Below are 23935 nucleotides of genomic sequence, written 5' to 3'. Positions count from 1 at the left end.
TTTCCAAGAATAAGATTTACAGTGTGATCAAATATGGAACGTTGGCAAAACATACATAGTGTTGTCGTCGTAGGGCTCGGTATTACCGGGCTCTCTGTCGTTAAACACCTAAGAAAAAATCAGCCACAACTTGTGGTCAAAGTCATTGATACTCGTGTAAACCCTCCAGGTGCAGAGCGCTTGCCGGAAAGTGTTAAACTGCATAGTGGTGGTTGGAATACAGACTGGCTTTCTGACGCGGATCTTATCGTGACCAACCCTGGTATTGCGCTAGCGACACCAGAGATCCAAGCCGTATTAGCAAAAGGTACGGCAGTAGTAGGTGATATCGAGTTATTCGCTTGGGCGGTGCAGAAACCGGTGATTGCGATTACGGGCTCAAACGGTAAGAGCACAGTAACCGACCTCACAGGTGTGATGGCTAAGGCTGCAGGTTTGGATGTTGGCGTTGGTGGTAACATCGGTGTGCCTGCTCTGGATTTGTTAGAACAAGACGCAGACCTATATGTACTCGAACTCTCGAGCTTCCAGTTAGAAACGACGTCAAGCTTAAAGCTTAAAGCCGCTGCGTTTCTGAATCTTTCTGAAGATCATATGGATCGTTATCAAGGCATGTCTGACTATCGACAAGCCAAGTTGCGTATTTTTAACCATGCTGCTCTTGCGGTCGTGAACCGTGATGATCAAGACACCTTCCCAGACGCAGAGATGCCATTGGTGACATTTGGCAGCGACAATCAGGACTTTGGTCTCGAGGTGGATGGCAACCGTACTTGGCTGCTCGATCACGGTCAACGAGTTGTCGCAAGTGATGAGCTTAAGTTGGTTGGTAAGCACAACTTATCTAACGCTCTGGTTGTTTTAGCGCTATTAAAAGCTGCGGACGTAAACTATCACAAAGCATTGAATGCACTTAAAAATTACACGGGACTGACACACCGATGCCAGGTGGTTGCGGATAATCAAGGCGTCAAATGGGTGAATGACTCTAAAGCAACTAATATTGCCAGCACTATGGCTGCGCTATCTGGTTTGGAATCGACAGGCAAGCTCTACTTACTCGTTGGTGGTGTTGGCAAAGGTGCTGACTTCTCGCCATTAAAACCGATCTTCGCGACGCTTAACTTGCAACTGTGTTGCTTTGGCGCTGATGGCGATGAATTTATGCCACTGCATGAATCTGCAATACGTTTCGACACTATGGAAGATGTGATTCAACAAGTATCTTCGCAGTTAAAACCAGGTGATATGGTGATGCTGTCTCCTGCATGTGCTAGCTTTGATCAATTCGACAACTTTATGGCAAGAGGTGATGCTTTCGCTGCTCTTGCTCAGAAATATGCATAATTAAAGGTTACACACTTCGTGGGTTTAGGTAACGTTAAACGCAGTATTGGCAATTGGCTCAAGCATCCAGCCCCAGAGGCGATGTTTGATCGTCAGTTAGTGTGGATTGCACTGGGTTTGATGTTGACTGGTTTGGTCATGGTAACCTCTGCATCATTTCCAATCAGCTCTCGATTAACGGAACAGCCGTTCCACTTTATGTTTCGTCATGCGACGTTTCTCGTGCTGGCGTTAGGGACCTCCGCTGTTATTTTGCAAGTGCCTTTGCAAGAGTGGTTTAAGAAGAGCCATTACTTACTTTGGGCTTCTTTCGCACTGTTGATCATCGTGCTCTTGGCGGGTAAGTCGGTTAATGGTGCGTCTCGTTGGATTCCCCTTGGGCTATTTAACCTTCAGCCAGCGGAAGTCGCGAAGCTATCGCTGTTTATCTTCATGTCTGGTTACTTAGTTCGAAAGCAAGACGAAGTACGACAAACGTTCTTTGGTGGCTTTATGAAGCCAATCATGGTGTTTGCCTTCTTTGCAGTATTACTACTTGGTCAGCCAGACTTGGGGACGGTCGTCGTGATGCTGGTCACGCTGTTTGGCATGCTTTTTATCGCAGGTGCAAAACTAACCCAGTTTCTCGCCTTGATGGTGGCAGGTATCGGCGCTGTAGTAGGTTTGATTCTCGTCGAGCCATACCGTATGCGACGAGTAACCTCCTTCCTTGACCCGTGGGAAGATCCATTTGGCAGTGGCTATCAGTTGACTCAGTCTTTGATGGCGTTTGGTCGTGGTGAATGGTTCGGACAAGGTCTCGGTAATTCAATTCAAAAACTGGAATATCTACCGGAAGCGCATACCGACTTTGTGTTTGCCGTACTTGCTGAAGAGCTTGGTTTCGTAGGCGTAGTGCTGGTCTTAATGCTGATTTTTAGCTTGGTGCTAAAAGCGGTTTACATCGGCAAGCGTGCATTTGAAGAAGGCGAAATGTTCGGAGGTTATCTGGCTTTCGGAATTGGTATTTGGTTTGCGTTTCAAACCTTGGTTAATGTTGGAGCTGCCGCCGGTATTGTTCCAACTAAAGGTTTAACACTTCCACTCATCAGTTATGGTGGTTCTAGTCTAATAATTATGTCCGTCGCAGTGTCCATACTACTGCGTATCGATTACGAATGCCGCTTGAAACGCGAGCAACAACAATCAGAACAACAAGCTAATGAAACAAAATAAACGTTTGATGGTGATGGCTGGTGGTACTGGCGGTCACGTATTCCCAGGTTTGGCGGTAGCAAAACAGCTTCAAGAGCAAGGTTGGGAGATCCGTTGGTTAGGTACGGCGGATCGAATGGAAGCGGATTTGGTGCCAAAACATGGCATTGAAATCGACTTTATCAAAGTGAAAGGGTTACGAGGTCAAGGCGTTAAACGTCTTCTTGCAGCACCATTTCAAATTATCAATGCCATTATGCAGGCTCGTGCTCACATGAAACGCTGGCAGCCAGACGCAGTGCTTGGTATGGGCGGTTATGTTAGCGGCCCGGGCGGTATTGCCGCTTGGATGAGTGGCATTCCTGTTGTTCTGCATGAACAAAATGCAGTAGCAGGTTTAACGAACCAATGGTTATCGAAAATCGCTAAGAAGGTTTTTCAGGCTTTCCCAGGCGCTTTTCCAAATGCCGAAGTGGTTGGGAACCCAGTTCGTGAAGACGTGACTCAATTAGCAGCGCCAACTGAGCGCATGCAAGAGCGCCAAGGTCCAATTCGCATTTTGGTGATGGGTGGCAGCCAAGGCGCACGTATTCTTAACCAAACTCTGCCAGACGTGATGTCGAAATTGGGCGAAGATTACTGTATTCGTCATCAAGCGGGCAAAGGTGCTGCCGAAGAAGTGAATGCAGCATACCAAGCTAAAGGTCTGGTAAATGCAGAAGTAATGGAATTCATTGATGACGTTGCAGAAGCTTACGCATGGGCTGACCTTTTAGTTTGTCGCTCTGGAGCGTTAACCGTTTCTGAAGTCTCGGCGGCAGGTGTAGGCGCTATTTTTGTTCCATTCATGCACAAAGACCGCCAGCAAGCACTTAATGCAGACCACTTGGTGGATTGCGGCGCGGCGAAAATGATTGAACAACCAGATTTAACCGTTGAGTCTCTGACTCAGCAGATCCAACAATTGGATCGCCAAGCTTTACTTACAATGGCTGAGCAAGCGCGTGGCGCTGCAAAATTGAATGCTGACCGAGTTGTCGCACAAGCCATTGTCGCTTTGACCGAAAAGCGTTAACCGAATTATTGAGAATAGAATTGATGACAATCCAACATACACAAGACTTAGCTCAGATTCGCGCAATGGTGCCAGAGATGCGCCGCGTGAAATCCATCCACTTCATCGGTATTGGTGGTGCGGGCATGAGCGGCATTGCAGAAGTGCTGTTGAACGAAGGCTACCAAATCACAGGTTCTGATCTATCAGAGAACGCTGTGACAGAGCGTTTGGTATCAAAAGGTGCGACGGTATTTATTGGTCATCAAGCCAGTAATGTAGAAAAAGCCAGTGTGGTTGTTGTGTCAACGGCGATCAACGAAGAAAACCCAGAAGTGATGGCGGCACGTGAATTACGCATCCCTATTGTACGCCGCGCAGAGATGTTGGCTGAATTGATGCGATTCCGTCACGGTATTGCCGTTGCGGGTACACACGGTAAAACCACGACGACCGCTCTTGTTACTCAAATCTATTCTGAAGCCGGTCTTGATCCAACGTTTGTGAATGGCGGTTTGGTGAAAAGCGCAGGTACAAATGCGCGTCTAGGCTCGAGTCGTATTCTAATTGCAGAGGCAGATGAAAGTGACGCGTCATTCCTGCACTTGCAACCAATGGTGAGCATTGTTACCAATATCGAAGCCGATCATATGGATACCTATGGTGGTGACTTTGAAACCTTAAAGCAAACCTTCATCGATTTCCTTCATAATCTACCGTTTTACGGCCAAGCAATTGTTTGCATTGACGATCCTGTGGTTCGAGAGTTAATCCCACGTATTAGTCGTCAAGTGATAACTTACGGTTTTTCTGAAGATGCCGACGTACGTATTGAAGATTATCGTCAAGAGGGGCAGCAAGGCAAATTTACGGTAGTACGTAAAGGGCGAGCTAACTTAGATATCACGCTGAATATTCCAGGTCGTCACAATGCATTGAATGCGTCTGCTGCGATTGCGGTTGCTACTGAAGATGACATTGAAGACGATGCGATCCTAAAGGCAATGGCTGGTACGCAAGGTACGGGAAGACGTTTTGATCACCTTGGCGAGTTTGATACTGGCAACGGCCATGCAATGCTTGTTGATGATTACGGCCATCATCCCACAGAAGTGGATGTAACCATTAATGCAGCACGCAGTGGTTGGCAAGACAAGCGTTTGGTGATGATTTTCCAACCGCACCGTTATAGCCGTACTCGTGATTTATACGATGATTTCGCGAATGTGCTTGAACAGGTAGATGTATTGATCATGCTGGATGTTTACGCAGCGGGTGAAAAGCCGATTGCAGGGGCTGATGGGCGCGCTTTATGTCGCACAATTCGCAGCCGAGGCAAGGTAGATCCGATTTTTGTTCCAGAAATCGAGCAATTACCTTCAGTTTTAGCTAACGTTATACAAGACGGCGACCTAATCTTAACGCAAGGTGCGGGTGATATTGGTAAAGTGGCGAAACAGCTGGCAGGTCTTAAATTGAATATAAACAAGATGCTTGGCTGACACATATTGTTGACGCGAAGGACAGATAAAGACTCAGATCTCGATTTTGCGTCAATATCATTGTGATTTATTGCTATCAGTGTTTGATAGTTTACAAGAGCTCAGTATAATCCCAAGGTTAAAGTCAAGACTTTTACCTCTGCGTAATTATATGGGTAAAAAGTACACGACAAAAGTCAGGAAACGAAGACGTTGTTGAATATTGCACTGAATGACGAGCGACCAAACACGGGTAACAACCGTGGTCGCCAAGAAAAAATCTTGGGTGCGTTATTTTTCGTTGTGGTTGTGACTTTAATTAGTTCTGTTTTGTACGCGGCGATCAGTTGGATGTGGGATGACCAAAGGTTACCTCTCTCCAAAATAGTACTTCAGGGGAAACTGGAGTATGTCCAAGCTGACGATGTGCAGGCTGCATTTAGTCGAATTGATCACATCGGTACATTTATGTCTCAGGATATTGATGTATTACAGCAAAGTGTCGAAGCTCTGCCATGGGTAGCGCATGCCGCAATCCGAAAGCAGTGGCCGGATACAGTAAAAGTTTTTTTGACGGAGCATCAACCAGAAGCCATTTGGAATGGCAACGAACTGTTAGATAAAAACGGGTTCGTTTTTGATGGAGATGTTGCTCTGTTGCAAGAAGAAAAAGTGAAGCTGTACGGACCCAAAGATAGCGGACCGGAAGTCTTACAGACTTACCGTGATTTGAGTCCTAAGTTTCAGCAATTGGGTTTAGCGATATCGTCTCTGGTATTAAACGAGCGACGAGCTTGGCAAATCATCCTTGATAACGGTATTCGATTAGAGCTCGGTAAAGAGTCTCTTCTTGAGCGTATAGAGCGCTTTTTTAAGCTCTATAACAAGCTTGGCAGTGACACGCAAAGAATCAGTTATATCGATCTTAGGTACGATACAGGAGCCGCAGTTGGTTGGTTTCCTGAACAAGAGTTAGAAGAGAGTACAGATGACTAAGGCCGCTGATGACAACATTATTGTTGGTCTTGATATAGGCACTGCAACCGTATCGGCTCTAGTGGGTGAGGTTTTACCAGACGGTCAAATTAATATTATTGGCGCAGGTAGTAGCCCCTCACGCGGCATGGATAAAGGTGGCGTGAATGATTTGGAGTCGGTTGTAAAATCAGTACAACGTGCAATTGATCAAGCTGAATTAATGGCAGAGTGCCAGATCAGCCGAGTCTTCATTTCGTTGTCTGGTAAGCATATCGCAAGCCGAATTGAAAAAGGTATGGGCACGATTTCTGATGAAGAGGTGTCTCAAGAAGACATGGATCGCGCTATCCATACCGCAAAATCGATTAAAATCGGTGATGAACAGCGAATTCTTCATGTGATCCCGCAGGAGTTCACCATTGATTACCAAGAAGGAATCAAAAATCCGCTTGGTTTATCTGGGGTAAGAATGGAAGTGAGTGTCCACCTTATCTCATGCCATAATGACATGGCACGCAATATTATTAAGGCGGTAGAACGCTGCGGCCTTAAAGTAGAACAACTCGTATTTTCTGGGCTTGCTGCTAGTAATGCAGTAATCACCGAGGATGAAAGAGAGCTTGGAGTTTGTGTGGTTGATATTGGCGCCGGCACGATGGATGTGGCCATCTGGACTGGCGGTGCGTTACGTCACACAGAAGTATTTTCGTACGCAGGAAATGCTGTAACCAGTGATATTGCTTTTGCTTTTGGTACGCCAGTGAGCGATGCTGAAGAAATAAAAGTCAAATATGGCTGTGCTTTGAGTGAACTGGTCAGTAAGGATGACACGGTTAATGTACCAAGCGTAGGTGGACGACCATCACGTAGCCTGCAACGTCAAACGTTGTCAGAAGTGATTGAGCCACGCTACTCTGAGCTTATGGGACTGGTTAACCAAACTATCGACTCTGTACAAGCAAAATTGCGCGAAGAGGGTATCAAGCACCATCTGGCTGCGGGAGTTGTACTCACCGGCGGTGCTGCGCAAATGGACGGAGTGGTAGAATGTGCGGAACGCGTATTCCGCAATCAAGTAAGGGTCGGCAAACCGCTCGAAGTCAGCGGATTAACTGACTATGTAAAAGAGCCGTACCATTCTACGGCAGTTGGATTACTTCATTACGCAAGAGACATGCAGTCTAGCGACGATAGCGATTATAATGAACCTAAACGCTCATCTGTAACTGGCTTTTTCGATAAATTGCGTAACTGGATACAAAAAGAGTTTTAACCTGAGTTGCAGGATAAACGGAGACAACACATGTTTGAACCGATGATGGAAATGTCTGACGATGCAGTAATCAAGGTCGTTGGGGTTGGTGGCGGCGGTGGTAACGCCGTTGAACACATGGTGCGTGAATCCATCGAAGGTGTGGAATTCATCAGCGTCAACACTGATGCGCAAGCACTTCGTAAGACAAGCGTTGGCAATGTTATTCAGATCGGTGGTGATATCACTAAAGGTCTGGGTGCAGGTGCTAATCCACAGGTTGGCCGTGACGCAGCTCTCGAAGACAGAGATCGAATTAAAGATTCCCTGACTGGCGCCGATATGGTGTTTATCGCAGCTGGTATGGGTGGCGGTACCGGTACTGGTGCAGCGCCTGTTATTGCTGAAGTGGCTAAAGAGCTTGGCATTCTAACAGTAGCGGTAGTAACTAAACCGTTTAGTTTTGAAGGTAAAAAGCGTTTGGCATTTGCTGAGCAAGGTATCGATGAGCTCTCTAAGCATGTTGACTCTTTGATCACGATTCCAAACGAAAAGCTACTTAAAGTACTTGGTCGTGGTGTAACACTACTAGAAGCTTTTGCAAGCGCTAACGATGTTCTTAAGAATGCCGTTCAAGGTATTGCTGAGCTAATTACTCGCCCTGGCATGATCAACGTCGACTTTGCAGACGTAAGAACTGTAATGTCTGAAATGGGTCACGCAATGATGGGTAGCGGCATCGCCAAAGGTGAAGACCGTGCTGAAGAAGCGGCTGAAATGGCAATTTCTAGCCCACTTCTGGAAGACATCGATCTAGCGGGCGCTCGTGGTGTTCTTGTCAATATTACTGCTGGTCTGGATATGCGTCTTGACGAGTTTGAGACGGTTGGTAATACAGTGAAGGCATTCGCTTCTGACAATGCGACTGTTGTTATCGGTACTTCTCTAGACCCTGATATGACTGACGAAATCCGCGTAACAGTTGTAGCGACAGGTATTGGTAATGAGAAAAAGCCAGATATCACGCTAGTTGCGGGTGGTAAAGCTAAAGTGGCACCGACGCCGCAAGCTCAACCACAGCAACAAGCAGCGGCAACGCAAGCTGAAGAAAAACCGGCACAGACCTTGCAAAATAATCAAGTGCAAGAGAAGCCACAGGTAACTCCTCAGCCGACAAACACTGCTCCTTCTTCTCCAGCTTCGTCGAGCCAAAGTTCTGCGGCTCCAAAGCAAGAAAAGGAAAGTGGTTATTTAGATATACCGGCATTTTTGCGTCGTCAGGCTGATTAATCTTTAACCCATAAATTTGACATGGCTCAAAATTATGGTAGCATTCACGGTCGACGTTACAGACGGCCGTGTTTTGTAGCAAATTTTTGAGAGGCAAGCAGATGATCAGACAACGTACTCTGAAAGAAATAGTGAAAACAACTGGTGTGGGTCTCCACTCTGGTCGTAAAGTCACACTTACTCTGCGCCCGGCTGCTGCAAATACAGGTATCATTTACCGTCGTACAGATGTAAATCCACCTGTAGATTTTCCAGCTGATCCAGCTTCGGTTCGTGACACCATGCTTTGTACTGCATTGGTAAACGATGAAGGTGTGCGTATTTCAACTGTTGAGCACTTGAATGCGGCACTTGCTGGTATGGGCATCGATAACATTGTTGTCGAAGTAGACGCACCTGAAATTCCGATCATGGATGGTAGTGCAAGCCCATTTGTATACTTGCTACAACAAGCAGGTATCGAAACGCAAAATGCGCCAAAACGCTTCATCCGCATCAAAAAGCCAGTTCGTTTTGAAGATGGTGATAAATGGGCAGAATTTGTACCATTTAACGGCTTCCGTATGGACTTCGAAATTGAGTTTAATCACCCAGCGATTGAATCAGACGAGCAACGTTTGCTGTTTGATTTCTCGTCAAAAGGCTTTGTTCGTGAGATTTCTCGAGCACGTACGTTTGGCTTTATGCGTGATATCGAATATCTACAATCTCAAAACCTAGTTTTGGGTGGTAGTTTTGATAATGCTATCGTTTTGGATGATTACCGTATTCTTAATGAAGAAGGTCTACGCTTTGAAAATGAGTTTGTGACTCACAAAGTGTTGGATGCGATTGGTGACCTTTACATGTGTGGCCATCCAATCATTGGTGAATTCCGTGCCTTTAAATCTGGCCACGGTTTAAATAACCAACTGTTACGTGCTGTTCTTGCAGATCAGGAAGCGTGGGAGTGGACTACATTCGAAGAAGAAGTCGGCTCACCAGTAGCATTCGCAGAACCAAATATGGTGCTTGCGTAAATACTTGGCATTAGAATTAATAAAAAACCAGGTTTGTGCCTGGTTTTTTGCTATTTGGCTTTAATCTTCGACTTATCAATAACATTCAAGCTTTCAGCATATTGAAATAACGTTCACTTACGATCTTCCTTTTCTGCCATATCGGCTAATCGTTTTAAACGCTCTTGAATTTTAGGTGGCGCCATGTCGGCAATCGTCATTAATGACTTTGCTGCAGATTCTGTTAGTGGTGGACGCTTAGGTCTGTCGTCTTGTTGAAAGCGGTTTCTATATAGTGAAGGATTGATCCTCACTTCAACGCTCATCAGCTTGGCAAAGCCTTGAGTACGAAGTTTATTTAGGATCATGAGGCGATCGTAATCGATCTTCATTTTGATCGCGGCACTAGAGACATCGATCAATAGATGGCCGTTACGAACATTCGCTACTCGGCAATGATCGGCCGTCCCCATGGGTAAGACCTCTTGCAAAGCTTGGTTAAGCTGTAAGATTTCTCCAGCATGTTCTTGAATCTGCTTGAACTGTGACTCAGCAATAACATCTTCAGTCGAGGTTGGACGGTGATCACGCATAGGTAAAATCTAATTTTGTTGAGATATAGCTATTCTAGAGCAGCTTTCTATCAAGGTATAGTTTACATTAACGTCTTTAGCTTCAGTTTTACAATGTAGCAAGGTAAAAAGCAAAGTTTGCTCTGGATGGATTACACATATTGCGGTATGCAATATCGGCTAATCAGTCACCACTTTAAGTAAAAACTTCAGAGTGCTTCAAACAAATACGTCTATTTATGGTTGTATCGATTAAAAATCCTTACACTAAGCCACATTGTTTCAAAACTTAGCCTTGAAATATGGATGTTTGAACTCAATATCTTTGATAAATGATTTATCTCAGTATTCTTAGTTCCAAACTGGCAGAGACTGAAGGCATTATGAGTAGATCGGGAACGGTCTGAATAAAGAGAGATTCACGAAAAATGATAACTAAGCTACTGACAAAAGTGATTGGCAGTCGCAACGACCGAACACTGCGCCGCCTTAGAAAAATTGTAAAAGAAATTAATAACTTTGAGCCAACATTCGAAGCTCTAAGTGACGAAGAGTTAAAAGCAAAGACGGTTGAATTCCGTGAGCGCCTAGAGAAGGGTGAAACTCTTGATAAACTACTTCCAGAAGCTTTTGCTACGGTTCGTGAAGCATCTAAGCGTGTCTACGGTATGCGCCACTTCGACGTCCAGCTTATCGGTGGTATGGTTCTAAATGCGGGTCAAATCGCTGAAATGCGTACGGGTGAAGGTAAAACGCTGACGGCAACGCTCCCTGCTTACCTAAATGCCCTAGCTGGTAAAGGCGTTCATATTGTAACAGTGAACGATTATCTAGCTAAACGTGATGCAGAGACAAACCGCCCTCTATTTGAATTTTTAGGTATGACTGTTGGCGTAAACGTGCCAAACATGCCTCCTCAAGAGAAAAAAGAAGCGTACCAAGCTGACATCTTGTACGGAACGAACAATGAATTTGGTTTTGACTACCTTCGTGACAATATGGCTTTCCGTAGCGAAGATCGCGTACAACGTGAACGCTTCTTTGCAGTTGTCGATGAGGTGGACTCAATCCTAATTGATGAAGCTCGTACCCCTTTAATCATTTCTGGTCCTGCTGAAGATAGCTCTGAGCTATACACCCGAATCAACCTTTTGATCCCGCATCTTAAAAAGCAAGACAAAGAAGACTCTGAAGAATATCGTGGTGATGGTCACTACACTGTTGATGAGAAATCAAAGCAAGTATACCTCACAGAAACGGGCCAAGAGTACGTTGAAGAACTGTTGGTGAAAAATGGTCTTATGGAAGAGGGTGACACACTTTACTCTCCGACTAACATCAGCATGTTACATCACGTGAATGCCGCTTTGCGTGCTCATGTGTTGTTTGAGCGCAACGTTGATTACATCGTTACTGACGAAGGTGAAGTAGTAATTGTTGATGAACATACTGGTCGTACAATGCCAGGTCGTCGTTGGTCTGAAGGTCTTCACCAAGCAGTAGAAGCGAAAGAAGGCGTTAAGATTCAAAACGAAAACCAAACTTTGGCTTCGATTACCTTCCAGAACTACTTCCGCTTATACGAAAAACTGTCTGGTATGACAGGTACTGCGGATACTGAAGCGTTTGAGTTCCAATCTATTTATGGCTTGGAAACGGTGGTTATCCCAACCAACAAACCTATGATTCGTAACGATATGCCGGATGTGGTGTACCGTACCGAAGCTGAGAAGTTTGCTGCAATCATTGAAGATATCAAAGAGCGCGTTGCGAAAGGTCAGCCAACATTGGTTGGTACCGTATCGATTGAAAAATCAGAACTTCTTTCTAACGCATTGAAGAAGGCTAAGATCAAACACAACGTACTGAATGCAAAATTCCATGAGAAGGAAGCGGAAATTGTCGCTGAAGCGGGTATGCCTGGTGCGGTAACTATCGCGACCAACATGGCCGGTCGTGGTACGGATATTGTGCTTGGCGGTAGTTGGCAATCAAAAGTGGAAGCTTTGGCGAACCCAACTCAAGAACAAATCGATGCGATTAAAGCAGAGTGGAAAGTGGTACATGATCAAGTATTAGATGCTGGTGGTCTACACATCATTGGTACTGAGCGCCACGAATCTCGCCGTATTGATAACCAGCTACGTGGTCGTTCTGGTCGTCAAGGTGATGCGGGTTCATCGCGCTTCTACCTATCTATGGAAGACTCTTTGTTACGTATTTTCACTTCTGATCGTATGGCGAGCCTTATTCAAAGTGGTATGGAAGAAGGTGAAGCTATTGAATCGAAAATGCTTTCTCGCTCAATTGAAAAAGCACAGCGCAAAGTGGAAGGTCGTAACTTTGATATCCGGAAGCAGCTACTAGAATACGATGATGTGGCGAACGATCAGCGTAAGGTTGTCTACGAGCTGCGCGACGAATTGATGAACGTTGAAGACATCAGCGGTATGATCGAGCAAAACCGTGAAGATGTGCTAACAGCGGTTATTGATGAGTACATCCCGCCACAATCACTAGAAGATATGTGGGACGTTGAAGGTCTGCAAGAGCGCTTGAAAGCAGACTTCGATCTTGATGCACCAGTGAAGCAATGGCTTGAAGAAGACGATAAGCTTTACGAAGAGGCGCTACGCGAGAAGATCATCAATCTAGCCGTTGAAGTGTACAAAGAGAAAGAGGAAGTGGTGGGTGCCCAAGTGCTTCGTAACTTCGAGAAATCGGTTATGCTTCAAACTCTGGATACGCTTTGGAAAGAGCACTTGGCAGCAATGGATCACTTGCGTCAGGGTATTCACTTACGCGGCTATGCGCAGAAGAACCCGAAACAGGAATACAAGCGTGAATCGTTTGAACTGTTTGAAGGTCTACTAGAAGCGCTGAAAACTGATGTGATTACTGTTCTATCTCGCGTTCGAGTTCAGCAACAAGAAGAAGTTGAACGTATGGAAGAGCAACGTCGTGCGCAAGCTGAAGAGGCCGCTCGTCGTGCTCAAGCGCAACACGCAGCAGCACAAAACCCTCTTTCTGAAGGTGAAGAATCTGAAGAAGGTTCAAGTCAGCCAATGGTACGTGATGAACGTAAAGTAGGTCGCAATGAGCCTTGCCCTTGTGGTAGTGGTAAGAAGTATAAACAGTGCCACGGCAAAATCGACTAACGTATTAGTCAGATAATTTTTTAAAGAGTCGCCTAGGCGGCTCTTTTTTTAAGCAAATTCTGTGGCTGTCGAATTTCATAAGTTTTGATAGCATCGGATAGTTTTAGAGATTCAAAGACCGTTGAAGTGTAACGGCTTGAGAGTTAGGAACCCCTATGAAAAGAATTCACATAGTCGCGGCTATTATTTTTAACCAAGACAAATCAAAAATTTTTATTACAAAGCGTCCAGACGACAAGCATAAGGGCGGGTTTTGGGAGTTTCCCGGTGGGAAAGTCGAGTCAGGAGAAAGTATTGAACATGCTCTAGCAAGAGAACTTGAAGAAGAAGTAGGAATTGAAGTTACTGAGCAAGCCCTTTTCGAGCATTTGGAATATGACTATCCAGACAAATCACTTAAGTTTGATTTTATTACGGTATCTAAGTTCAGTAATGAGCCTTACGGCCGAGAAGGTCAAGAAGGTCGCTGGGTCGAGATAAGAGAATTGGGTAACTATGCCTTTCCTGAAGCGAACGTGCCTATCTTGGAGCGTGTCGTAAAAGAGTTCGCTTAAGCCTGATGAACTTGCTTGTGGTAACCACGGTATGTTGTTAGTTTAAACAGATTAAGCGAAACGAGAGAACGAGAGCAAACCTCGTTATCCAGAGAAGGAGAGAAAGCGCAATGGTTCGTATTGCAATCGCAGGAGCAGCAGGCCGAATGGGCCGTAATTTGGTTAAAGCTTCACACCTTAATCCAGAGGCGACAGTGAGCGCGGGATCAGAACGACCTGAGTCCTCACTTGTCGGTGTCGATATCGGTGAACTTTGTGGTGAAGGCAAATTCGATGTGTTCTTAACGGATGATCTTGCTAAAGACGTCGATAATTTTGATGTAATCATCGATTTTACTGCCCCAGTAAGTACGTTGGCGAATCTTGAACTGTGTAAGAAGCATGGAAAGAGTATTGTGATTGGGACGACTGGTTTCAGTGATGCAGAGCGTGAACTGATTGACGAAGCCGCTAAGCAAGTGCCTGTTGTCATGGCTCCTAACTACTCTGTTGGTGTGAACCTAGTATTTAAGCTTCTTGAGAAAGCAGCCAAAGTGATGGGCGGCTACTGTGATGTTGAGATTGTCGAAGCACATCATCGTCATAAAGTTGATGCTCCTTCTGGTACCGCTATCGGGATGGGCGAAGCCATTGCTGGTGCGATGGGCAACAAGCTGAATGATGTAGCTGTCTATGCGCGAGAAGGTATCACAGGTGAACGTACTAAAGATGAGATCGGCTTTGCTACAATTCGCGCTGGCGATATTGTCGGTGAGCACACAGCCATGTTTGCTGATATCGGGGAACGAGTGGAGATAACGCACAAAGCGACCGATCGTATGACGTTTGCTAATGGCGCCGTCAAGGCCGCTGTTTGGTTGAGTGCCAAACCAGCGGGCTTTTATACCATGACAGATGTTTTGGGATTGAATGAACTCTAAATACATAATTATTCGCCGGCGGTAGCCGGCTTTTTTATATCTATAGAATTATTTGTAAATGAAATGATTCTAACAGAAAGTATTTTGGTGCTTACTTTTGTTGTTGTTTTGGTTATTTTGTGGGTGTTTTTAGTTTTGATGTCTAAAAACTAATGTCTTTTCTGTTGGGTGAACGTTTGCGTGAAAAACTCATACTTTTTTGTGATCTCTAAAAAGTTCAAATTTGTAAAATTCATTAAACCTCTATGCCTCTCTATGTAATAGCATGTAAAAGTTATCTTTTTGGGCCTTACTGATTCAAAATGACCTTACTCGCTAGAAATTAATCATTTATTTTTGATTGTAGGTTGACAGGTTTCGAGTCCAACTTTAGAATACCGCCAATTTGTCTGAAATACCTATTTATGTAGATTTTATAGGTAAAGGAAGGCATGTTTGCAGTTTGATTTATTTTTTTTGCATTTTTATTCTGGAGGTTGTCTTGGGTAAATTAGCACTGTTGGTCCTAGAAGATGGGACAGTGTTCCGCGGAGTGTCCATAGGGGCAGATGGTCTTTCCGTTGGTGAAGTCGTTTTTAATACCTCGATGACGGGGTATCAAGAAATCCTCACTGATCCTTCCTATTCTCAGCAAATCGTCACTCTCACTTATCCTCACATTGGCAATACCGGAACCACTTCCGAAGATGAAGAATCCTCTTCCATTCATGCACAAGGCCTTGTGATTCGCGATCTTCCTCTAATCGCTTCTAACTTCCGTAACGAACAATCCCTCTCTGATTATCTTAAGTCGCAAAATATCGTTGGCATCGCTGATATCGATACTCGTAAGCTCACTCGTATCCTGCGTGAAAAAGGTGCTCAAAACGGCTGTATTGTTGCGGGCAACAACCTAGACGAAGCTTTGGCACTAGCGAAAGCAAAAGAATTCCCAGGCTTAAAAGGAATGGACCTTGCGAAAGAAGTTACAACAAAAGAAGCGTATCAATGGAAGCAAGGTTCGTGGACGCTTGAAGGTGGACTTCCAGAGGCGAAAGATGACAGCGAGCTGCCATACCACGTTGTCGCTTACGACTTCGGCGCAAAACGCAACATCTTACGAATGTTGGTTGACCGCGGCTGCCGCTTAACGGTTGTACCTGCAGAAACGTCAGCGGAAGAAGTTCTGGCACTAAATCCAGATGGCGTATTCTTATCGAACGGCCCTGGTGACCCAGAACCATGTACTTACGCGATTGAAGCAACCAAAGTGTTCCTAGAAAAAGGCTTGCCAATTTTTGGTATTTGTCTAGGTCACCAAATTCTGGCGCTAGCATCAGGTGCGCAAACGGTGAAAATGAAGTTTGGTCACCACGGTGCAAACCACCCAGTAAAAGATTTAGAGCGTAACGTTGTGATGATCACTTCGCAAAACCACGGCTTTGCGGCAGATGAAGCAACGTTACCGGAAAACTTACGTGCTACTCACGTATCGCTATTTGATGGCTCTTTGCAAGGTATCCACCGCACAGACAAGCCAGCATTTAGCTTCCAAGGTCACCCAGAAGCGAGCCCAGGTCCACATGACGCGGCACCGCTATTTGACCACTTTATCGAACTAATCAAAAAACACAGCGCTTAATTCGGAGTAGTAGATAATGCCAAAACGTACTGACATTCAAAGTATTCTAATTCTTGGTGCTGGTCCGATTGTTATCGGTCAGGCATGTGAGTTTGACTACTCTGGCGCACAAGCGTGTAAAGCTCTTCGTGAAGAAGGCTACCGAGTTATCCTAGTTAACTCTAACCCTGCGACCATCATGACTGACCCTGAAATGGCAGATGCGACATACATCGAGCCAATCCAGTGGGAAGTTGTTCGCAAGATCATCGAGAAAGAACGCCCAGACGCGGTACTGCCAACCATGGGTGGTCAGACAGCACTTAACTGTGCGTTAGATTTAGAGAAGCACGGCGTTCTCGCAGAGTTTGGCGTAGAGATGATTGGTGCAACGGCTGATGCAATCGACAAAGCGGAAGACCGTTCTCGTTTTGATAAAGCGATGAAGTCTATCGGCCTTGAGTGTCCTCGCGCAGATACAGCGAAGAGCATGGAAGAAGCTTACAAAGTTTTAGATATGGTTGGCTTCCCTTGTATCATTCGTCCATCGTTCACCATGGGTGGCACTGGTGGTGGTATCGCGTACAACAAAGAAGAGTTCGAAGAAATCTGTCGTCGCGGTCTGGACTTATCTCCGACCAACGAACTTCTTATCGATGAGTCACTCATCGGTTGGAAAGAGTACGAAATGGAAGTCGTTCGTGACAAAGCGGACAACTGTATCATCGTATGTTCAATCGAGAACTTTGACCCAATGGGCATCCATACAGGTGACTCAATCACGGTTGCTCCAGCACAAACACTGACTGACAAAGAATACCAGCTTATGCGTAATGCATCGCTAGCCGTTCTACGTGAGATTGGTGTTGAAACAGGTGGTTCAAACGTACAGTTTGGTATCAACCCGAAAGATGGTCGTATGGTCATCATCGAGATGAACCCGCGTGTATCTCGCTCTTCTGCGCTAGCATCAAAAGCAACAGGCTTCCCAATCGCGAAAATTGCCGCGAAACTGGCTGTTGGCTTTACGCTAGACGAACTACAAAACGACATCACAGGTGGTGCAACACCTGCGTCATTTGAACCAACTATCGACTACGTCGTAACTAAGATCCCTCGCTTTAACTTCGAGAAATTTGCTGGTGCAAACGATCGTCTGACAACTCAGATGAAATCGGTTGGTGAGGTAATGGCGATTGGTCGTAACCAACAAGAATCTCTTCACAAAGCACTGCGTGGCCTAGAAGTTGGCGCAACTGGTTTTGATGAGATGGTCGATCTGGAAGCGCCAGATGCACTGACTAAGATTCGTCACGAACTTAAAGAAGCAGGTGCAGAGCGTATCTGGTACATCGCCGATGCATTCCGAGCGGGTATGTCAGTCGACGGTGTGTTCAACTTGACTCAAATCGACCGCTGGTTCCTGGTTCAAATCGAAGAAATTGTAAAACTCGAAGAACAAGTCAAGGCGGGCGGCTACGCAGGTTTGACCAAAGAAGTGCTTCGTCAGATGAAACGCAAAGGCTTCTCTGATGCTCGCTTGTCTAAATTGCTTGGTGTCGCTGAAAGTGAAATTCGCCGTGCTCGTGAGCAGTTTGATATTCATCCGGTTTACAAACGTGTGGATACATGTGCAGCAGAGTTTTCTTCTGACACGGCTTACATGTACTCATCTTACGATGAAGAATGTGAAGCAAACCCAACAGACAAAGATAAGATCATGGTTCTTGGTGGCGGTCCAAACCGTATCGGCCAAGGTATCGAATTCGATTACTGTTGTGTTCATGCATCACTTGCGCTGCGTGAAGACGGTTACGAAACCATTATGGTTAACTGTAACCCAGAAACGGTATCTACTGACTACGATACGTCTGATCGTCTGTACTTCGAGCCAGTAACTCTGGAAGATGTACTGTCTATCGCTCGCGTTGAAAAACCAAAAGGTGTGATTGTTCAGTACGGTGGTCAAACGCCACTTAAACTGGCTCGTGCTCTGGAAGCTGCTGGTGTGCCAATCATTGGTACTAGCCCAGATGCTATCGACCGTGCGGAAGACCGTGAACGCTTCCAAGCCGCTGTTGACCGTTTAGGTCTACTTCAGCCAGAAAACGCGACAGTAACAACGATGGAGCAAGCGGTTGAGAAATCGAAAGAAATTGGCTTCCCATTAGTTGTTCGTCCATCTTATGTACTCGGTGGTCGTGCGATGGAAATCGTATACGACGAGCAAGACCTGCGTCGCTACTTCAACGAAGCAGTAAGCGTATCGAACGAGTCTCCAGTTCTGCTAGACCGTTTCTTGGATGATGCAACCGAAGTTGATATTGATGCTATCTGTGACGGTGAACGCGTCGTTATCGGCGGTATCATGGAGCACATCGAACAAGCGGGTGTTCACTCTGGTGACTCTGCATGTTCACTGCCTGCGTACACGCTAAGTCAGGAAATTCAAGACAAGATGCGTGAGCAAGTTGAGAAGTTAGCATTCGAACTCGGTGTACGCGGTTTGATGAACACGCAGTTTGCTGTGAAAGATAACGACGTTTATCTAATTGAAGTGAACCCTCGTGCTGCTCGTACGGTACCATTCGTATCGAAAGCGACAGGCGCTCCTCTAGCGAAAATCGCTGCACGTGTAATGGCGGGTCAATCTCTAGAGTCACAAGGCTTTACTAAAGAGATTATCCCTCCTTACTACTCAGTGAAAGAAGTGGTTCTGCCGTTCAACAAATTCCCTGGTGTTGACCCTCTATTGGGCCCTGAAATGCGCTCAACAGGTGAAGTAATGGGTGTGGGTGCAACGTTCGCAGAAGCTTACGCTAAAGCAGAGCTAGGTTGTGGTGCGGTTTATCCTGAAGGTGGTCGTGCGCTACTGTCTGTACGTGAAGGTGATAAAGAGCGTGTTGTTGACCTAGCTTCTAAGTTAGTGAAACTGGGTTACCAGTTGGATGCGACACACGGTACTGCTGTAATTCTGGGCGAAGCGGGTATTAACCCACGTTTGGTAAACAAAGTACACGAAGGTCGTCCACACATTCTTGACCGCATCAAGAACAACGAATACACCTACATCGTAAACACGGCTGCTGGTCGTCAAGCGATTGAAGATTCGAAAGTTCTACGACGTGGTGCACTGGCAGAAAAAGTGAACTACACAACGACACTGAATGCAGCGTTCGCTACATGTATGTCTCATACTGCAGACGCAAAAGCGTCAGTAACTTCGGTTCAAGAGTTACACGCTAAAGTGAAAGCGAGTCTAGACGCGTAACAGATAAAAATCAGTAAGCTCATTAATCAGGGCTTACATGACAACCTCATTGCCCGCTCATTTGAGCGGGCTTTTTTATATCGAGGTTTTTCTAAAATGAAGAGCATTAAAGTGTGCTAGGAACGATTGGTATGCTTCGCTTTTGAAGATCATCAAGCTAATGATGGCAAGCGATGTACCCAAAGATGAAGAAATAGTACTACCACTTGCTGCAACAAAATTAATGCTGTAGGACTGAGGTATTAAGCCGACCATAACTCTTTAAGCAGATAGGTAATTAGAAAAAGTTAAAATAAGCAGTGTCGAGCTTAAAAACATACTAACTATGGAGTGCTTCGATAGGTTCTTTTTTCTAAGACTAAGTTATAAGTTGATTCTTCAGTATCAAGAGAGTATCCGTTACTTTTTGCAAAAACATCTGCTGCTAGTAGCGAGGGATAAAGAAGAAAAAAACTAGTTACCGATATAGTTAGGAATATCTTACTAGAGCTTTTAAACTCACTTTTAGTTAGGAAATTATTTGATTTTAATGTTTTTACGGACATTCTAGAGCATTCAAATAAGATCAAACTAGAGCCTATAATCAAAATATCAGCCTGATCAAAAGATGAATAACTTTCATTATTATAGATGTTAAGATAAAAGTCTGACAATCCATCAAAACCATATATTAACAGTGATATTGCTGATGCTAATAAAATTATTAAATAAAAAAACACTTGCGTTCGGTCGTAACTCCCTTTTTTCATCGTAACAAACCTCGCTGTATTTCTTGCGAGAAAATCATACTTTGAGTTTTACGTTGAATCTCATTATATTCTTCTTTTGCTCTTCTCTTTGCTTCTATATCTCTTTGCTTTAAGTAAATATCTATAGAGGCTATTAACTTCTGTGTTAAACCTCGTTTATCATTTTCTCTATTCAATAAAAGACCTACAGCCGAGCTTATCAAAATAGCCCCTAATAATGGGCCAGCACTTAAAGTTACAACACTGCCACCCACTGCTGCGGCAAAGTTTACAAATATAGCTGCTGCAGCTGACGATAACCCGATAGTGATTATATCACTAGCTAAAGTACCAAATAGTTTGGCTAAGGTTTGACGGTCATTGAGGAAAAAGTCAATCACTCTGTATGTGGATATTAAGATAATTGTTATTATGCCCCCACTTCTAATGGATTGTAATGCCCCTTCTGGTCCAACAGCGAACTTTGCCACAGTTGGAGTGGGAAGAAATTTTCCTAATCCAGAAAGCTTTGAGTGCATAGCAGGGGAGCCTGTGAGTATGATATGTGGAGCTCCAGAATAATTTTTAACGATAACAGAGCTATTATTTCCGTACAAATAGTTTGATAAGTTGGTTATAAAAACTAAGTCCTGTCCTGTAGCATAATAGTTTGCTGTATTTTCAAACATTCCCTTTATCTTTTCCCAACGTTCTAATTTCGCTTTATCTTTTACATTGTTCTTGACAACGATATCGAAGCTCTCGATAGATAAGATAATGGTTTCTTGATTTCGATGTTGATGATTTGATTTATAAAGTGGGTAGGTGCTTATACTACCACTATTTTTTGAGGATTGATGTCGTGATAAAGGGTAGTTGCTAGTCATGTATTTTCCTCAGATATCGGGCCTTGAGCGCTGACAATGTAAACTCTACATGCTGAACAGATCTTTCATATTCGTCTAGTTTTATATTTAAAGGTAAGCGTTTGATCTCATTATCAGGAATAGATTTGTGACAGTGATTCAATTCTTTCTGACAACTAAATTTTATATAAAAGTTTGGAGTCAAGTTTAAGCATTAATTCTATGAAAATTAGGAATAGATTGGTGTCTTGACTTTCCATTGGTAGTTTTGTGAATAAGTGCTACCGTTTCTTCCTCTTTGATACCTCTTCAAAAAGGAAGTGTAGTGGAAATCACGGTTGAAATTTTGTTGGTCTTATTTTTGGTTGCGACTGCCGCAGGCTTTATTGATGCGATGGCTGGTGGGGGAGGGCTCATTACGCTCCCTGCGCTTTTGGCTGCGGGGTTGAGTCCGACTCAAGCTCTAGCAACCAATAAGTTACAAAGTTCGTTTGGCAGTTTCTCTGCTAGCTGGTATTTCGTGCGTAACGGTATTGTCAGCTTAAAGGAAATGCGTTTTGCGATACTCTGCACTTTTATAGGTGCTGCAATCGGTGCCGAGGCTGTGCAGTTTATTGATGCTAGCGTACTCACCAGTTTGATCCCTGTTCTTTTGATAGCCATTTCCCTCTATTTTTTACTCGCGCCAAGTACGCGAAAAATCGATGGAGAACCAAAGTTATCTGAAGCGATGTTTGCGCTATGCATTGGTGGCGGGATCGGCTTCTATGATGGCTTTTTTGGCCCTGGGACTGGATCTATTTTTACTGTTTGTTTTGTTGCACTAGGTCACTTTTCTTTGGTCGAAGCCACAGCTAGAACCAAAATCCTCAATTTCACGTCAAACATAGCGGCACTACTCTTTTTTATCTTAGCTGGGTTGCCCGTGTGGAAGCTTGGCTTAACTATGGCTGTTGGCGGTTTTCTTGGTGCTCAGTTAGGGGCGAAGGTCGTGGTAAGTAAAGGGCAAAAATGGATTCGTCCTCTAGTTATAGTGATGTCGATGCTTATGGCAACGAAACTTCTTTGGCAACAACATCAGCAATGGATTCTGTCAGTGCTTTAACTCGCTCGCTACGATATGTGCTGTGACGTAAGCAGATATGTATTGGCCGAACTAACTGATCTAGCTCTTCAAAGTCATAGCAGAACTTAGGTGTGATATTAAGTGTCGTTAGGATAGATTTAGGGATTAAAGCGGGAGCCATACCTCCCAAAGCCAGTTGTGCTGCCGCAGTATACGAATCCATTTCCATCAAAGGTTCGATTCCGTGTTTGGATAAAATAGCTTGTTGATATGTGTTGGCAGGGTTAGTTAGGTCATTGGTCAAAATAGCTTTAGGTAGTTGTGAAAGTGAATGTCGACTGACAATTGAGAAAGGTTCATCGGCGAGGTGAAGGCTCATTAATCCATGATGAGGTGGTAGATAGCCAGCGCAAAATCCCAATGTAGCTTTGCCTGATTTCACATTCTCAATAATGCGTGGCGTATGATTGGTCGATATTCGTATGTACTGATCATGGGCAAAGTGTTCTGCCATGATCATGCTGAGGTATCCAGCGACTAAGGTTTCAGAGCAGTCTATCTTGATCAAAGAAGTATCTTCTATTTGTTGTTGATCATAGATCTGACCTCTTAACTCATTGAACGTTGGCTCGATCGTGTTGATGAGCGCAAGGCCATCGGAGGTCAGCTTTATGTGCCGACCATTTGGCTCTATTAATTTTTTTCCTAACTTCTTCTCTAGATTTGAAATACGTTTACTCACGGCAGATTGACTAATATAGAGTTGACTGCCCGTGCGGCTCATGGTTTTTTCTTTACTGAGGACAAGTAACGTTTCAATACCTTCAAGCAACATAATGATTAATGAAAGTTAGGAATGGTTGAGATAATTTAGCGAATTGCCCAAGAATTGGCGAATCAAATGAGCATAAATGAGAGGAGCCGACACTTGGTCGACTCCATGATGAGTGATGTTGTTGGTGTTTAACGGTTAATGGCGAAAGTTGGCAGGGATAGATGCCAACGAATCGCACCGAGACGTATAATGAGCGTTGAGGTTACACCAGCGAGTAAAGCCGTTGAGTGGTCATAACCCATGTTTACCGCCATCGTATGGAAGATGCCGCCAATAATACATGCCGTAGCATAGACTTCACTTCTTAATACCATAGGAACTTCGCGAGCCAGCACGTCTCGTATAATGCCACCGCCACAGCCAGTAATAACCCCCATTATCACCGCGACCATCCCAGATGCATTGTAGGCGAGTGCCTTTTCTACTCCTATTCCCACAAACACAGCGAGACCGATGGCATCACAAACGGGTAATACCCACCATGAGAGTCGCTTGGGTCTTCGAATAACAAGCATGGTTAGTAGACACGTAACAAATATCACCCATAAGTAAGTCGTATCTGTTATCCAAAATACGGGAGTGGCACCAAGCGCCATGTCTCGGATTGTTCCGCCACCTATAGCAGTCACACTGCCGAGCACGATAACGCCGAATGGATCCATTTTTAAACGGCCCGCCAGTAATACGCCAGAGATAGCGAAAACAGCGGTACCGAACAAATCGATCATATAAAGCAGCATGGAGTCCATGTTACTTAGTACCTTTAAATAG

At 44.7% G+C, this 23935-nt stretch carries 19 protein-coding genes; 14 read left to right on the top strand and 5 right to left on the bottom strand.

Annotation, left to right across the window (positions count from 1 at the left end; genetic code table 11):
* Positions 1-33: 33 nt before the first annotated feature.
* From murD to lpxC, 8 genes are all read left to right on the top strand, one after another.
* Positions 34-1347, top strand: coding sequence for a UDP-N-acetylmuramoyl-L-alanine--D-glutamate ligase (murD, locus tag R7Q39_RS18435; protein ID WP_213889073.1), 1314 nt, complete (start codon positions 34-36; stop codon positions 1345-1347).
* An 18-nt stretch (positions 1348-1365) separates the two neighbouring features.
* A complete protein-coding gene (ftsW, locus tag R7Q39_RS18430) occupies positions 1366-2562 on the top strand; it encodes a cell division protein FtsW (RefSeq protein ID WP_005372933.1) in 1197 nt (398 codons plus the stop codon).
* Complete coding sequence (murG, locus tag R7Q39_RS18425) at positions 2549-3616, top strand: undecaprenyldiphospho-muramoylpentapeptide beta-N-acetylglucosaminyltransferase (RefSeq protein WP_054578501.1); 1068 nt, start codon at positions 2549-2551, stop codon at positions 3614-3616. Before ftsW ends, murG begins: the two co-directional genes overlap by 14 nt.
* A gap of 23 nt (positions 3617-3639) precedes the next feature.
* Entirely contained in the window at positions 3640-5097 is a 1458-nt protein-coding gene (murC, locus tag R7Q39_RS18420) for a UDP-N-acetylmuramate--L-alanine ligase (RefSeq protein WP_005387395.1), read from the top strand.
* Between the two features lie 192 nt (positions 5098-5289).
* The gene (locus tag R7Q39_RS18415) at positions 5290-6072 is read left to right on the top strand and encodes a cell division protein FtsQ/DivIB (RefSeq protein ID WP_005387393.1); all 783 of its coding nucleotides are present in this window, start codon (positions 5290-5292) and stop codon (positions 6070-6072) included.
* Complete coding sequence (gene ftsA, locus R7Q39_RS18410; protein ID WP_005372946.1) at positions 6065-7327, top strand: cell division protein FtsA; 1263 nt, start codon at positions 6065-6067, stop codon at positions 7325-7327. The genes R7Q39_RS18415 and ftsA overlap by 8 nt, the downstream gene beginning before the upstream one ends.
* A 30-nt stretch (positions 7328-7357) precedes the next feature.
* Positions 7358-8596, top strand: coding sequence for a cell division protein FtsZ (ftsZ, locus tag R7Q39_RS18405; protein ID WP_017633617.1), 1239 nt, complete (start codon positions 7358-7360; stop codon positions 8594-8596).
* Between the two features lie 101 nt (positions 8597-8697).
* Complete coding sequence (gene lpxC / locus R7Q39_RS18400) at positions 8698-9615, top strand: UDP-3-O-acyl-N-acetylglucosamine deacetylase (RefSeq protein WP_005381871.1); 918 nt, start codon at positions 8698-8700, stop codon at positions 9613-9615.
* A gap of 113 nt (positions 9616-9728) precedes the next feature.
* Here the strand turns inward: lpxC and R7Q39_RS18395 are convergent, their stop codons facing one another.
* Positions 9729-10187 carry a DUF721 domain-containing protein gene (locus R7Q39_RS18395; protein ID WP_005381869.1) on the bottom strand — a complete coding sequence of 153 codons (459 nt, stop codon included), beginning with the start codon at positions 10185-10187 and terminating at the stop codon, positions 9729-9731.
* Positions 10188-10594: 407 nt separating this feature from the next.
* Here R7Q39_RS18395 and secA point away from each other — a divergent pair, with 407 nt between their 5' ends.
* The 5 genes from secA (at position 10595) to carB (ending at position 19669) form a co-directional block, all read left to right on the top strand.
* Positions 10595-13324, top strand: coding sequence for a preprotein translocase subunit SecA (gene secA, locus R7Q39_RS18390; protein WP_017633618.1), 2730 nt, complete (start codon positions 10595-10597; stop codon positions 13322-13324).
* A 155-nt stretch (positions 13325-13479) separates the two neighbouring features.
* On the top strand, positions 13480-13878 hold the full coding sequence (gene mutT / locus R7Q39_RS18385) for an 8-oxo-dGTP diphosphatase MutT (RefSeq protein WP_005387387.1): 399 nt from the start codon (positions 13480-13482) through the stop codon (positions 13876-13878).
* A 110-nt stretch (positions 13879-13988) separates the two neighbouring features.
* Positions 13989-14798, top strand: a complete 810-nt coding sequence (gene dapB / locus R7Q39_RS18380; RefSeq protein WP_053304339.1) for a 4-hydroxy-tetrahydrodipicolinate reductase — start codon at positions 13989-13991, stop codon at positions 14796-14798.
* A 481-nt stretch (positions 14799-15279) separates the two neighbouring features.
* On the top strand, positions 15280-16419 hold the full coding sequence (carA, locus tag R7Q39_RS18375) for a glutamine-hydrolyzing carbamoyl-phosphate synthase small subunit (protein ID WP_017821483.1): 1140 nt from the start codon (positions 15280-15282) through the stop codon (positions 16417-16419).
* Between the two features lie 16 nt (positions 16420-16435).
* Positions 16436-19669 (top strand): carbamoyl-phosphate synthase large subunit, encoded by a 3234-nt coding sequence (gene carB / locus R7Q39_RS18370; protein ID WP_005381854.1) that lies wholly within the window; start codon positions 16436-16438, stop codon positions 19667-19669.
* 323 nt (positions 19670-19992) lie between these two features.
* On the opposite strand, the gene R7Q39_RS18365 is transcribed toward carB, so the two are convergent.
* Positions 19993-20418, bottom strand: coding sequence for a hypothetical protein (locus tag R7Q39_RS18365; RefSeq protein WP_017633621.1), 426 nt, complete (start codon positions 20416-20418; stop codon positions 19993-19995).
* Positions 20415-21284: a hypothetical protein gene (locus R7Q39_RS18360; protein ID WP_017633622.1), complete on the bottom strand. Its 870-nt coding sequence runs from the start codon at positions 21282-21284 to the stop codon at positions 20415-20417. The genes R7Q39_RS18365 and R7Q39_RS18360 overlap by 4 nt, the downstream gene beginning before the upstream one ends.
* Before the next feature lie 304 nt (positions 21285-21588).
* Here R7Q39_RS18360 and R7Q39_RS18355 point away from each other — a divergent pair, with 304 nt between their 5' ends.
* On the top strand, positions 21589-22368 hold the full coding sequence (locus R7Q39_RS18355) for a TSUP family transporter (RefSeq protein WP_138938959.1): 780 nt from the start codon (positions 21589-21591) through the stop codon (positions 22366-22368).
* On the opposite strand, the gene R7Q39_RS18350 is transcribed toward R7Q39_RS18355, so the two are convergent.
* Positions 22310-23164 carry a LysR family transcriptional regulator gene (locus R7Q39_RS18350; RefSeq protein ID WP_005387379.1) on the bottom strand — a complete coding sequence of 285 codons (855 nt, stop codon included), beginning with the start codon at positions 23162-23164 and terminating at the stop codon, positions 22310-22312. The genes R7Q39_RS18355 and R7Q39_RS18350 overlap by 59 nt on opposite strands.
* Positions 23165-23292: 128 nt before the next feature.
* Positions 23293-23913, bottom strand: a complete 621-nt coding sequence (locus R7Q39_RS18345) for a TRIC cation channel family protein (RefSeq protein ID WP_182015950.1) — start codon at positions 23911-23913, stop codon at positions 23293-23295.
* Positions 23914-23935 lie beyond the last annotated feature (22 nt).

The organism is Vibrio sp. 947 (genome assembly GCF_033339115.1).
Classification (GTDB): domain Bacteria; phylum Pseudomonadota; class Gammaproteobacteria; order Enterobacterales; family Vibrionaceae; genus Vibrio; species Vibrio alginolyticus.
This window is presented reverse-complemented; position numbering and strand designations above follow the sequence as displayed.

Excerpts from the sequence above, each read along its gene's own strand:
- murD (WP_213889073.1), top strand. The coding sequence starts at position 34 with ATGGAACGTTGGCAAAACATACATAGTGTTGTCGTCGTAGGGCTCGGT.
- murG (WP_054578501.1), top strand. The coding sequence starts at position 2,549 with ATGAAACAAAATAAACGTTTGATGGTGATGGCTGGTGGTACTGGCGGT.
- murC (WP_005387395.1), top strand. The coding sequence starts at position 3,640 with ATGACAATCCAACATACACAAGACTTAGCTCAGATTCGCGCAATGGTG.
- ftsA (WP_005372946.1), top strand. The coding sequence starts at position 6,065 with ATGACTAAGGCCGCTGATGACAACATTATTGTTGGTCTTGATATAGGC.
- ftsZ (WP_017633617.1), top strand. The coding sequence starts at position 7,358 with ATGTTTGAACCGATGATGGAAATGTCTGACGATGCAGTAATCAAGGTC.
- lpxC (WP_005381871.1), top strand. The coding sequence starts at position 8,698 with ATGATCAGACAACGTACTCTGAAAGAAATAGTGAAAACAACTGGTGTG.
- R7Q39_RS18395 (WP_005381869.1), bottom strand. The coding sequence starts at position 10,187 with ATGCGTGATCACCGTCCAACCTCGACTGAAGATGTTATTGCTGAGTCA.
- secA (WP_017633618.1), top strand. The coding sequence starts at position 10,595 with ATGATAACTAAGCTACTGACAAAAGTGATTGGCAGTCGCAACGACCGA.
- mutT (WP_005387387.1), top strand. The coding sequence starts at position 13,480 with ATGAAAAGAATTCACATAGTCGCGGCTATTATTTTTAACCAAGACAAA.
- dapB (WP_053304339.1), top strand. The coding sequence starts at position 13,989 with ATGGTTCGTATTGCAATCGCAGGAGCAGCAGGCCGAATGGGCCGTAAT.
- carB (WP_005381854.1), top strand. The coding sequence starts at position 16,436 with ATGCCAAAACGTACTGACATTCAAAGTATTCTAATTCTTGGTGCTGGT.
- R7Q39_RS18365 (WP_017633621.1), bottom strand. The coding sequence starts at position 20,418 with ATGAAAAAAGGGAGTTACGACCGAACGCAAGTGTTTTTTTATTTAATA.
- R7Q39_RS18360 (WP_017633622.1), bottom strand. The coding sequence starts at position 21,284 with ATGACTAGCAACTACCCTTTATCACGACATCAATCCTCAAAAAATAGT.
- R7Q39_RS18350 (WP_005387379.1), bottom strand. The coding sequence starts at position 23,164 with ATGTTGCTTGAAGGTATTGAAACGTTACTTGTCCTCAGTAAAGAAAAA.
- R7Q39_RS18345 (WP_182015950.1), bottom strand. The coding sequence starts at position 23,913 with ATGGACTCCATGCTGCTTTATATGATCGATTTGTTCGGTACCGCTGTT.